The organism is Pseudomonas sp. RC2C2, assembly GCF_018390435.1.
In the GTDB taxonomy this organism is placed as follows: Bacteria; Pseudomonadota; Gammaproteobacteria; order Pseudomonadales; family Pseudomonadaceae; genus Aquipseudomonas; species Aquipseudomonas donghuensis.
The window spans coordinates 2,577,652-2,588,709 of sequence record NZ_JAHBAX010000001.1 but is presented as its reverse complement, the minus strand read 5'-3'; the positions used below and the strand labels follow the sequence as shown (position 1 = coordinate 2,588,709).

General features: G+C 63.0%; 8 protein-coding genes. 3 read left to right on the top strand and 5 right to left on the bottom strand.

The window, feature by feature from the left end; all coding sequences use genetic code 11:
* Positions 1 to 2: 2 nt before the first annotated feature.
* Together KHO53_RS12000 and KHO53_RS11995 are read left to right on the top strand one after the other, a co-directional pair.
* Entirely contained in the window at positions 3 to 446 is a 444-nt protein-coding gene (locus tag KHO53_RS12000) for a hypothetical protein (protein ID WP_050990002.1), read from the top strand.
* A gap of 15 nt (positions 447 to 461) precedes the next feature.
* Positions 462 to 908 carry a hypothetical protein gene (locus KHO53_RS11995; RefSeq protein ID WP_010222241.1) on the top strand — a complete coding sequence of 149 codons (447 nt, stop codon included), beginning with the start codon at positions 462 to 464 and terminating at the stop codon, positions 906 to 908.
* Between the two features lies 1 nt (position 909).
* Here the strand turns inward: KHO53_RS11995 and KHO53_RS11990 are convergent, their stop codons facing one another.
* Positions 910 to 1,809, bottom strand: a complete 900-nt coding sequence (locus KHO53_RS11990; protein ID WP_010222240.1) for a LysR family transcriptional regulator — start codon at positions 1,807 to 1,809, stop codon at positions 910 to 912.
* 153 nt (positions 1,810 to 1,962) lie between these two features.
* On the opposite strand from KHO53_RS11990, the gene KHO53_RS11985 reads away from it, so the two are divergent.
* Positions 1,963 to 3,192, top strand: a complete 1,230-nt coding sequence (locus KHO53_RS11985) for an MFS transporter (protein WP_249684546.1) — start codon at positions 1,963 to 1,965, stop codon at positions 3,190 to 3,192.
* A 67-nt stretch (positions 3,193 to 3,259) separates the two neighbouring features.
* On the opposite strand, the gene KHO53_RS11980 is transcribed toward KHO53_RS11985, so the two are convergent.
* The 4 genes from KHO53_RS11980 to gltB all read right to left on the bottom strand — a co-directional run bounded on the left by KHO53_RS11980 (position 3,260) and on the right by gltB (position 10,971).
* Positions 3,260 to 3,607 (bottom strand): YgiW/YdeI family stress tolerance OB fold protein, encoded by a 348-nt coding sequence (locus tag KHO53_RS11980; protein ID WP_010222238.1) that lies wholly within the window; start codon positions 3,605 to 3,607, stop codon positions 3,260 to 3,262.
* Between the two features lie 140 nt (positions 3,608 to 3,747).
* The gene (gene hemE, locus KHO53_RS11975) at positions 3,748 to 4,809 is read right to left on the bottom strand and encodes a uroporphyrinogen decarboxylase (RefSeq protein ID WP_010222237.1); all 1,062 of its coding nucleotides are present in this window, start codon (positions 4,807 to 4,809) and stop codon (positions 3,748 to 3,750) included.
* A gap of 174 nt (positions 4,810 to 4,983) precedes the next feature.
* A complete protein-coding gene (locus tag KHO53_RS11970) occupies positions 4,984 to 6,402 on the bottom strand; it encodes a glutamate synthase small subunit GltD family protein (protein WP_010222236.1) in 1,419 nt (472 codons plus the stop codon).
* A gap of 123 nt (positions 6,403 to 6,525) precedes the next feature.
* Positions 6,526 to 10,971 carry a glutamate synthase large subunit gene (gltB, locus tag KHO53_RS11965; protein WP_159387999.1) on the bottom strand — a complete coding sequence of 1,482 codons (4,446 nt, stop codon included), beginning with the start codon at positions 10,969 to 10,971 and terminating at the stop codon, positions 6,526 to 6,528.
* Positions 10,972 to 11,058 lie beyond the last annotated feature (87 nt).

Genomic DNA, 11,058 nt, shown 5'->3' with positions numbered 1-11,058 from the left:
GAATGTCTTCATTGATTCGCGCCGCTGTCCTCGGCCTGGCCCTTGCGGGCCTGGCTGGCTGTACCTCGAAACCGGTACTGACCCCACAAGAGCAGCTTGTAGTCGGCCACAACTACAACCATGAGCAGGTGCAGCAGGCCATCCTCAAGGCCGTGGCCAACCGCGGCTGGACCCCGCGCAAGGTCACCCCGAACCTGATCCAGGCCGACATCCTGGTACGCAATACCTTCTATGCCGCCGTCGACATCCACTACAGCGTCAGCAACTTTCGCATCAACTACCGCGACAGCCGCGAGCTGGGCTACAAGGACGGCAAGATTCACCGCAATTACAACCGTTGGGTGAACAACCTCGACAAAAGCATCCTGCAAGAGCTGAACAAGCTGGAAGCCCAGAACATCGTGCAGCGCGCCATCAGCGAACAGCATTCGAACACTGTTGAATAATCAAGGAACGACATAATGCGTCTGAAAACCTGGACCGCCACCACCGCCCTGCTGCTCTGCGCCCTGCCCGGCCTCAGCCAGGCCCGCGACACCACCCACTACCTGCCGTTCGAGAAAGTCGTGGCGCAGATGACCGCCGAGAACAAGCTCGACGGTTCGGTGAAGTTCTACCTGGCCGGCGTGCAGCCCAAGGGCAAGGTCACCGTGGTCAGCCCGGCAGCGGTCACCAACAAGAAGACCAACGCCTTCAACAAAACGGACGCAGCAGCCTGCGAATGGGCCCTGCAATCAGCGCTACTGACCATGCAGGACGCCGCCCGCAAGGTTGGCGCCAACGCCGTGACCAACATCAGCAGCTACTACAAGCGCAACGAGCGCAAGGACGCCACCACCTACGAATGCCACGCCGGCGCGATCATGGCTGGCGTTGCGCTGAAGGGCGACCTGGCCAAGGTCCAGTAACTCAGCTGCGTTCCAGGGCCTGGCGGGTCAACAACTCGGCAAAGGCCCTGGCCATCGCCGACGGCGCATCGCGGCGCTGCACCAACCACACGGCAGTCACCGCGTCGTCGTCGAGCAAGGTCCGGTACACCACCCCGTCGATGCGCATGCGCTGGAACGAAGCCGGCAATACCGACACCCCCAACCCCGCCGCCACCAGGCCGATGATGGTCATCGCCTCCCCCGCCTCCTGGGCAAAATGCGGACTGAACCCGGCCTGGCGTGCCAGGCTCAGCAACTGCGCGTGCAAGCCACTGCCGTAACTGCGCGGAAAAAACACGAACGGCTCCTGGGCCAGGGCCGCCATGTGCACCCCGGCGTCACTGCCTTGCGCCAGCGGATGGGCAGCATTGATCACCGCCACCAGCGGCTCGCGAAACAGCTCGACGACATTCAGGCTCTCAGGCAAGGCCAAGGGGCGCATCAGGCCGACCTCGATCGACTCGTCGAGCAAGGCGTCAGCGACATCGCGGCTGCTCATTTCCTTGAGGTTCAGGTGCACCGCCGGGAAGCGCTGACGAAACGCGTGAATAGCCTTGGGAATGCTCGAGTTGAAGGGTGCCGAAGAAGTGAAGCCAATCTTCATCTCGCCCAGCTCACCCAGTTGCGCACGCCGGGCGACATCGGCAGCCTTGTCGACTTGCGCCAGCACCAGCCGTGCCTCTTCGAGGAACAGGCGCCCGGCCTCGCTGAGCTCGACCCGACGATTGGTTCGCTCGAACAAGCGTGCCCCCAGCTCCTGTTCAAGGGCCTGGATCTGCTGACTCAACGGTGGCTGGGAAATCCCCAGGTTCTGCGCCGCCCGGCCAAAATGCAGCTCTTCGGCGACGGCGATGAAGTAGCGCAGGTGACGCAATTCCATGGCAGCTCCAATAGGTCGTAAAACCTCTTAAACAGGTCGAACAATATATTGGAAATGATCATTAGCCAGCTATATGCTTTTTTCACTGCCTGACAGGCCGTAGCGCCCCCGAGGTCACCCGTGAAAACTGCTGTTGCGCCCCACGCCCACGAACTGCCCCCTGCTCCGCTCGACGAAATCGTCGCCACCCTCAACGAAAGCTGGATCGAAAAAGGCACCCCGGCCTTTTTGCGCACCGTACTGGCGCTGTTCTGCGGCGGCTTTGCCACCTTTGCCCTGCTGTACTGCGTGCAGCCGATGATGCCGCTGCTGTCACAGGAGTTCTCGATCAGCGCCGCGCAAAGCAGCCTGATCCTCTCGGTGTCCACCGGCATGCTGGCATTCGGGTTGCTGATCACCGGGCCGATTTCCGACCGCATAGGGCGCAAGCCGGTAATGGTCTTCGCCCTGTTCTGCGCTGCGCTGTGCACCATCGTCAGCGCCCTGATGCCCAGCTGGCACGGCGTGCTGCTGACCCGGGCGCTGCTCGGGCTGTCGCTGAGTGGCCTGGCGGCGGTGGCCATGACCTACCTGAGCGAAGAGATCCACCCCCAGCACATCGGCCTGGCCATGGGCCTGTACATCGGTGGCAACGCCATTGGCGGCATGAGCGGACGCTTGATCACAGGCGTGCTGATCGACTTCGTCAGCTGGCACACGGCGATGCTGGTGATCGGTGGCCTGGCTCTGGTTGCGGCGGCGGTGTTCTGGAAGATCCTTCCGCAATCGCGCAACTTCCGCCCGCGCTCGCTGCATCCGCGCAGCCTGCTCGACGGTTTTACCCTGCACTTTCGCGATGCCGGCCTACCTTGGCTGTTCCTCGAAGCCTTCCTGCTGATGGGCGCTTTCGTCACCCTGTTCAACTACATCGGCTATCGCCTGCTGGCCGAGCCCTATCACATGAGCCAGGCGCTGGTCGGGCTGCTGTCGGTGGTGTACCTGTCGGGGATCTACAGCTCGGCGCAAATCGGTGCCCTGGCGGACAAGCTGGGCCGGCGCAAGGTGTTCTGGGCGACCATTGTGCTGATGTTCGGCGGCTTGCTGATGACCCTGCTCAGCCCCTTGCCGCTGATTATCGTCGGCATGCTGGTGTTCACCTTCGGCTTTTTCGGCGCGCATTCGGTGGCCAGCAGCTGGATTGGCCGACGGGCGAGCAAGGCCAAGGGCCAGGCCTCGTCGTTGTACCTGTTCAGTTATTACGCCGGGTCGAGTGTGGCGGGGACGGCGGGCGGGGTGTTCTGGCACCAGGCGGGATGGAACGGCATCGGGCTGTTCATTGGCAGCTTGCTGGTAGTGGCCTTGCTGGTGGCGGTGCACTTGAGCAAGTTGCCGGCCAAGGCTTGAGCTGAGGGCCGCTGCGCGGCCCATCGCCGGCAAGGCCGGCTCCCACAGGAGCGGGCCTGCCACTGGATCAGTTGATCACTTCAACCCGATCAACATCCACTTCACGGCTCATCAGGTGCTTCTCGACTTCACCGCTCAGCTTGACCTTGGTCTTGTCGTTGAAGGCCACCGGCGGCAGGTCTTCGTCATCGATCTCGACGGTGATGGTGCCGGTGGTGTCCTTGAACTCGTACTTGTCATCGTTGTTCACTTTCTTCACCACGTAGCCTTGCAACACCACCGGGGTGTCGTCAGCGGCGTCATTGGCGGCGGCAACCGTGGTCACCGACTGGGCGCCAGGGCCGGTATAGCCGGCAGCCAGGGCAGCAGTGCTGAACAGCGGAGCAAGCAGCAGAGCGAGGTAACGCGTTTTCATGGTGTGGATCCTGTCTGGGTTTCGATGGAGCCAGATTACCCAGGCAGGCTGAATTGAACCTTAATAGCAGTGGGAGCGGGCTTGCCCCGCGATCGCGCTGATTCAGTCAGGTCGCAATCGCGGGGCAAGCCCGCTCCCACTTAGTGGTACTGCGCCGACAACTCGTGCACGGCGTTGATGAACACGCCGGCATGCTCCGGATCAACCTCCGGGGTGATGCCGTGACCGAGGTTGAATACATGGCCACTGCCCTGGCCGTAGCTGGCAAGGATGCGCCCGACTTCGGCACGGATGGCCTCCGGCTTGGCATACAGCACGGTCGGGTCCATGTTGCCCTGCAGGGCGACCTTGCTGCCAACGCGCTGGCGGGCTTCGCCGATGTCACAGGTCCAGTCCAGGCCCAGGGCATCAGCGCCGGCCTCGGCGATGCTTTCCAGCCACAGACCGCCGTTCTTGGTGAAGAGGATGACCGGCACCTTGCGCCCTTCGTGCTCGCGGATCAGGCCGCTGACGATCTTGCGCATGTAGGCCAGGGAGAACTCCTGGTAGGCCGCCGCCGACAGGTTGCCGCCCCAGGTGTCGAAGATCTGTACCGCTTGTGCACCGGCCAGGATCTGCCCGTTGAGGTAGCTGATGACCGACTGGGCCAGCTTGTCGAGCAGCAGGTGCATGGCCTGCGGGTTGTCGTAGAGCATGGCCTTGGTCTTGCGGAAGTCTTTCGACGAGCCGCCTTCGACCATGTAGGTGGCCAGGGTCCAGGGGCTGCCGGAGAAGCCGATCAGCGGCACGCGGCCATTGAGCTCGCGGCGGATGGTGCTGACGGCATCCATGACGTAGCCCAGGTCCTTCTGCGGATCAGGGATCGGCAGCGCTTCGATGTCGGCCAGGGTGCTGATGACCTTCTTGAAACGCGGGCCTTCGCCGGTTTCGAAGTACAGGCCCTGGCCCATGGCGTCAGGGATGGTGAGGATGTCCGAGAACAGGATCGCGGCGTCCAGCGGGTAGCGGTCCAGCGGTTGCAGGGTGACCTCGCAGGCAAACTGCGGGTTCATGCACAGGCTCATGAAGTCGCCGGCCTTGGCGCGGCTGGCGCGGTACTCCGGCAGGTAGCGGCCGGCCTGGCGCATCATCCACACCGGGGTGACGTCTACGGGTTGCTTGAGCAGGGCGCGCAGAAAACGATCGTTCTTCAAGGCAGTCATGTCGGCATCCGGAAAAAAAGTGGGGGCATTTTCTCAGAGCCCAACGTAAAAGGCACGGTATCAACCGTGCCTTTTGTCTATCGACTTGTGACAGGTCAATAGATTTCCTTAAAAGCATCGCTGGCAAGCCAGCTCCCACAAGGTGGGAGCTGGCTTGCCAGCGATCAGGCCCAATCAGACCTCCAGGTAATCCAGAATCCCCTCGGCGGCATTGCGCCCCTCGAAGATCGCCGTCACCACCAGGTCGGAACCGCGGACCATGTCGCCACCGGCGAAGATCTTCGGGTTGCTGGTCTGGTGCTTGTAGGTGTTCTTCTCCGGTGCCACGACGCGGCCCTGGCTGTCGGTCTGGATGCTGAACTGCTCGAACCACGGCGCCGGGCTGGGGCGGAAACCGAAGGCGATGACCACGGCATCGGCCGGGATGATCTCTTCGGAACCCGGGATCGGCTCAGGGCTGCGGCGGCCACGGGCGTCCGGCTCGCCGAGACGGGTCTCGACCACCTTCACGCCTTCGACCTTGTCTTCACCGACAATCGCGATCGGCTGACGGTTGTAGAGGAACTTCACCCCTTCTTCCTTGGCGTTCTTCACCTCTTTGCGCGAGCCGGGCATGTTCGCCTCGTCACGACGGTAGGCACAGGTCACGGCCTTGGCGCCCTGGCGGATGGAGGTGCGGTTGCAGTCCATCGCCGTGTCGCCGCCACCGAGCACCACGACCTTCTTGCCTTTCATGTCGACGAAATCTTCCGGCGACTTTTCAAAGCCCAGGTTGCGGTTGACGTTGGCCACCAGGAAATCCAGGGCATCGTGCACGCCCGGCAGGTCTTCACCGGGGAAGCCGCCCTTCATGTAGGTGTAGGTGCCCATGCCCATGAACACGGCATCGTATTCCTCGAGCAACTGCTCCATGCTGACATCCTTGCCCACCTCGGTGTTGAGGCGGAACTCGATGCCCATGCCGGTGAAGACTTCGCGGCGATTGCTCAGCACGGTCTTTTCCAGCTTGAACTCGGGGATGCCAAAGGTCAGCAGGCCGCCAATTTCCGGGTTGCGGTCGAACACCACCGGGGTCACCCCGCCGCGCACCAGCACGTCGGCGCAGCCCAGGCCGGCCGGGCCGGCGCCGATGATGGCAACGCGCTTGCCGGTCGGCTTGACCTTGGACATGTCCGGGCGCCAGCCCATGGCGAAGGCGGTGTCGGTGATGTACTTCTCCACCGAACCGATGGTCACCGCGCCGAAGCCGTCGTTGAGGGTGCAGGCACCCTCGCACAGGCGGTCCTGCGGGCACACCCGGCCGCAGACTTCCGGCAGGGTGTTGGTCTGGTGCGACAACTCCGCGGCGGCGAGGATGTTGCCTTCGGCGACCAGCTTCAACCAGTTGGGGATGAAGTTGTGCACCGGGCACTTCCACTCGCAGTACGGGTTGCCACAGCCCAGGCAGCGGTGGGCCTGTTCGGCCGACTGCTGGGGTTTGAAGGGCTCGTAGATCTCTACGAACTCTTTCTTGCGTTGACGCAACAGTTTCTTCTTCGGATCCTTGCGCCCGACCTCGATGAACTGGAAGTCATTGCTGAGACGTTCAGCCATTTTCAATACCTCTTTACCGCAGTTGCTAGCTTCAAGCTGCAAGCTGCAAGACGATCACGTGGGCCGGCAAACCTCGTACTGCTTTGAACTTGCAGCTTGAGGCTTGCCGCTTGCCGCTTGCCGCTACTGCGGGTTGGCACGGGTGCTGGACAGCAGGTTCTTCAGGTTGGCCGCCTTCGGCTTGACCAGCCAGAAGCGCCGCACGTAGTCGTCCAGGTTTTCCCAGAGCTCACGACCCCATTCGCTGTTGGTTTCTTCGACGTACTCAGCCAGCACGCGCTGCAGGTGGCTGCGATAAGCCTCCATGGCCTCGCCGCTGATGCGCTGGATCTCGACCAGTTCGTGGTTGAGCTTGTCGACGAAGCTGTTGTCCATGTCCAGCACGTAGGCAAAACCACCGGTCATGCCCGAGCCGAAGTTGTAACCGGTCTTGCCCAGAACGCAGACAAAGCCACCGGTCATGTACTCACAGCAGTGATCGCCTGTGCCCTCGACAATCGCGTGGGCACCGGAGTTGCGCACGGCAAAGCGCTCGCCTGCGGTACCGGCGGCGAACAGCTTGCCGCCGGTGGCGCCGTACAGGCAGGTGTTGCCGATGATGGCGCTGTGCTGGGTGGCGAACGGGCTGCCCGCAGGCGGTACGATCACCAGCTTGCCACCGGTCATGCCTTTACCGACGTAGTCGTTGGCATCGCCTTCGAGGTACATGTTCAGGCCACCGGCGTTCCACACCCCGAAGCTCTGCCCGGCAGTGCCCTTGAAGCGGAAGGTGATCGGTGCCTTGGCCATGCCCTGGTTGCCGTGCAGGCGGGCGATTTCGCCGGAGATCCGCGCACCGATGGAACGGTCGCAGTTGCAGATGTCCAGGTCGAACTCGGCGCCCGACAGGTCGCGAATGGCCGGCAGGGCCATGTCGACCATTTTCTCGGCCAGCACGCCCTTGTCGAACGGCGGGTTGCGGTCGACTTCACAGAACTGCGGCTTGTCGGCCGGCACGTGCTCGCTGCCCAGCAACGGGCTGAGGTCCAGGTGCTTCTGCTTCTCGGTTTCACCGGGGAGCATTTCCAGCAGGTCGGTACGCCCGATCAGCTCGCCGAGGCTGCGCACGCCCAGCTTGGCCAGCCACTCACGGGTTTCTTCGGCGACATAGGTGAAGAAGTTCACCACCATGTCGACGGTACCGATGTAGTGATCCTTGCGCAGCTTGTCGTTCTGGGTGGCAACGCCGGTGGCGCAGTTGTTCAGGTGACAGATACGCAGGTATTTGCAGCCCAGGGCGATCATCGGCGCGGTGCCGAAGCCGAAGCTTTCGGCGCCGAGGATCGCCGCCTTGATCACGTCCAGGCCGGTTTTCAGGCCGCCATCGGTCTGCACCCGGACCTTGCCGCGCAAGTCGTTGCCGCGCAAGGTCTGGTGGGTTTCGGCCAGGCCCAGCTCCCACGGCGCACCAGCGTACTTGATCGAGGTCAGCGGCGAAGCGCCGGTGCCGCCGTCGTAGCCGGAGATGGTGATCAGGTCGGCATAGGCCTTGGCCACGCCGGCGGCGATGGTGCCAACGCCCGCTTCTGCCACCAGCTTGACCGAGACCAGTGCCTGCGGGTTGACCTGCTTGAGGTCGAAGATCAGTTGCGAAAGGTCTTCGATCGAGTAGATATCATGGTGCGGCGGAGGCGAGATCAGGGTCACGCCAGGCACGGCGTAGCGCAGCCGGGCGATCAGGCCGTTGACCTTGCCGCCAGGCAGCTGCCCGCCCTCACCCGGCTTGGCGCCCTGGGCCACCTTGATCTGCAGCACTTCGGCGTTGACCAGGTACTCGGGGGTAACGCCGAAGCGGCCGGTGGCCACCTGCTTGATCTTCGAGCTCTTGATGGTGCCGTAGCGGGCCGGGTCTTCGCCGCCCTCACCGGAGTTGGAGCGCGCGCCCAGGCGGTTCATCGCCTCGGCCAGGGCTTCGTGAGCTTCCGGCGACAGCGCGCCGAGGGAGATACCGGCAGAGTCGAAACGCTTGAGGATATCTTCCAGCGGCTCGACCTGCTCCAGCGCCAGCGGCTGGTCGGCGACCTTGACCTTGAGCAGGTCGCGGATCATCGACACCGGGCGCTTGTCGACCAGCGCGGTGTATTCCTTGAACTTGGCGTAGTCGCCCTGCTGCACGGCGGCCTGCAGGGTGTTGACCACGTCCGGGTTGTAGGCGTGGTATTCGCCACCATGGACGAACTTCAGCAGGCCACCCTGCTGGATCGGCTTGCGCGCGCTCCAGGCTTCGGCGGCGAGCAGCTTCTGCTCGTTCTCGATGTCGACGAAGCGTGCGCCCTTGAGGCGGCTGGCAACGCCACGGAAGCTCAGGTTCACCACTTCTTCCGAGAGGCCGACGGCTTCGAACAACTGCGCACCACGGTAGGAACCGACAGTCGAGATACCCATCTTCGAGAGGATCTTCAACAGGCCCTTGGAGATGCCCTTGCGGTAGTACTTGAAGACTTCTTCCAGGTCACCGAGCACTTCGCCGGTGCGGATCAGGTCAGCCAGCACTTCGTAGGCCAGGTACGGATACACCGCCGAAGCACCGAAACCGATCAGCACGGCAAAGTGATGCGGGTCGCGGGCGGTGGCGGTTTCAACCAGGATGTTGCTGTCGCAGCGCAAGCCCAGCTCGGTCAGGCGGTGATGCACGGCCCCCACGGCCAGCGACGCATGCACCGGCAGTTTGCCCGGGGCGATATGGCGGTCGCTGAGCACCAGCTGGGTCTTGCCACTGCGCACGGCTTCTTCGGCCTGATCGGCGATGTTGCGCACCGCAGCTTCCAGGCCCAGGCTCTCTTCGTAGTTGAGGTCGATCAGCTGGCGCTCGAAGCCGGGGCGGTCGAGGTTCATCAGCGAACGCCACTTGGCTGGCGAGATCACCGGCGAGCTGAGGATTACCCGCGAGGCGTGCTCGGGGGATTCCTGGAAGATGTTGCGCTCGGCACCCAGGCAGATCTCCAGCGACATGACGATCGCTTCGCGCAGCGGGTCGATCGGCGGGTTGGTGACCTGGGCGAACTGCTGGCGGAAGTAGTCATAGGTCGAACGCACGCGCTGCGAAAGGATCGCCATCGGCGTGTCATCGCCCATCGAACCGACCGCTTCCTGGCCTTGCTCGCCGAGCGGACGCAGTACCTGGTCGCGCTCTTCGAAGGTGACCTGGAACATCTTCATGTATTGCTTGAGCTGGTCAGCGTCGTAGCTGGCCACGCCCTGGTCGTCGCTGAGATCGGCCTGGATGCGCAGGGCATTCTGGCGCAGCCAGCGCTTGTACGGGTGGCGCGACTTCAGGCGGTTGTCGATGGCGTCGGTGTCGAGGATCTGCCCGGTTTCGGTGTCCACGGCAAAGATCTGCCCCGGGCCGACACGGCCCTTGGCGATCACGTCTTCGGGCTTGTAGTCCCACACGCCGATTTCCGACGCCAGGGTGATATAGCCGTTCTTGGTCGTGACCCAGCGCGCCGGGCGCAGGCCGTTACGGTCGAGCAGGCACACCGCGTGGCGGCCTTCGGTCAGTACCACGCCGGCCGGGCCGTCCCACGCTTCCATGTGCATGGAGTTGTATTCGTAGAAGGCGCGCAGGTCGGCGTCCATGGTCTCGACGTTCTGCCACGCCGGCGGAATGATCATGCGCACGCCACGGAACAGGTCGATGCCGCCGGTGACCATCAGTTCGAGCATGTTGTCCATGCTCGAGGAGTCGGAGCCGACGCGGTTGACCAGCGGGCCGAGCTCTTCCAGGTCCGGGATCAGGTCGTTGGCGAACTTGGTGCGACGCGCCTGGGCCCAGTTGCGGTTACCGGTGATGGTATTGATTTCGCCGTTGTGGGCGAGGAAGCGGAACGGTTGCGCCAACGGCCATTTCGGCAGGGTGTTGGTGGAGAAGCGCTGGTGGAACACGCAGATCGCGGTTTGCAGGCGCTCGTCGCTAAGGTCCGGATAGAAGGCGGCGAGGTCCGCCGGCATCATCAGGCCTTTGTAGATGATGGTCTTGTGCGAAAAGCTGCAGATGTAGTGGTCGGTGTCGGCGGCGTTGGCCACCGAAGAGCGACGACGGGAACTGAACAGCTTGATGGCGAATTCCTGATCGCTCAGGCCTTCACCGCCGATGAACACCTGCTCGATCTGCGGCAGGCGTTCCAGGGCCAGGCGGCCAAGGACGCTGGTGTCGATCGGCACTTTGCGCCAGCCCACCAGTTGCAGGCCAGCCGCGAGGATTTCGCGGTTCATGTTGGCGCGCGCGGCTTCAGCCTTGGCGTTGTCCTGATTGAAGAACACCATGCCGACCGCGTACTGCTTGGGCAGCTCATTGCCGAACTGTTCGCGGGCCACGGCACGCAGGAACTGGTCGGGCTTCTGCATGAGCAGACCGCAACCGTCGCCGGTCTTGCCGTCGGCGTTGATCCCACCACGGTGGGTCATGCAGGTCAGGGCCTGGATGGCCGTTTGCAAAAGGTGGTGGCTGGGTTCACCCGTCATATGGGCGATCAGGCCAAAACCACAGTTATCCTTGAATTCTTCGGGATGGTACAGACCTGTTTTCATAGACACTTTCTCACCAGGTTCGCCTCTCACCAAGGCAAATCTTTTTTTAGTACAACCACTTACCATCCACGCCGAACGAATGCCAGC

Bases quoted from the DNA above. Each gene is read 5' to 3' on its own strand.
- KHO53_RS12000 (WP_050990002.1), top strand. From the start codon at position 3: ATGTCTTCATTGATTCGCGCCGCTGTCCTCGGCCTGGCCCTTGCGGGC.
- KHO53_RS11995 (WP_010222241.1), top strand. From the start codon at position 462: ATGCGTCTGAAAACCTGGACCGCCACCACCGCCCTGCTGCTCTGCGCC.
- KHO53_RS11990 (WP_010222240.1), bottom strand. From the start codon at position 1,809: ATGGAATTGCGTCACCTGCGCTACTTCATCGCCGTCGCCGAAGAGCTG.
- KHO53_RS11980 (WP_010222238.1), bottom strand. From the start codon at position 3,607: ATGAAAACGCGTTACCTCGCTCTGCTGCTTGCTCCGCTGTTCAGCACT.
- hemE (WP_010222237.1), bottom strand. From the start codon at position 4,809: ATGACTGCCTTGAAGAACGATCGTTTTCTGCGCGCCCTGCTCAAGCAA.
- KHO53_RS11970 (WP_010222236.1), bottom strand. From the start codon at position 6,402: ATGGCTGAACGTCTCAGCAATGACTTCCAGTTCATCGAGGTCGGGCGC.
- gltB (WP_159387999.1), bottom strand. From the start codon at position 10,971: ATGAAAACAGGTCTGTACCATCCCGAAGAATTCAAGGATAACTGTGGT.